Here is a 365-nt window from a genome sequence, read left to right on the forward strand (position 1 = left end):
ACAAACTTGTATGCTCAGCAACTAAGCGCCTGGTCAATATTCAATGCGCGCAGCTGGTCAATATTGAGTGCGCGCCATTCCCGTACATTGCCAACTTGATTCTCGACCTGACCTTTCTCCCAACCAGAAGCAGGAGTGCAGGCCACTGGTTCAAACAGATAATGATTGGCCAGCGTTAAAAAGCGCCGGTTAAATTGACGTTCTTTACCGACAAAGACGGTGTCGACGACGGTCTTGAGATTATCGTAAATCAGACGGGCAGGCACACCGCCAAAGAAGGTAAATGCACGGATGTGCGCATCAAAGACCATTTCCTGCGTTTCTCTGGGATAGGCGGCCACAAACATTTGGCGGCTATAGGCTAA

1 pseudogene is annotated in these 365 nt (G+C 49.6%); it reads right to left on the minus strand.

Annotated features, from left to right (window positions below):
- Positions 1 to 77: 77 nt before the first annotated feature.
- Positions 78 to 365: pseudogene (locus QN395_RS21515) on the minus strand (DDE-type integrase/transposase/recombinase); the annotation flags it as partial.

The sequence above is a fragment of the Undibacterium sp. RTI2.2 genome (assembly GCF_035018705.1).
Classification (GTDB): domain Bacteria; phylum Pseudomonadota; class Gammaproteobacteria; order Burkholderiales; family Burkholderiaceae_D; genus Undibacterium.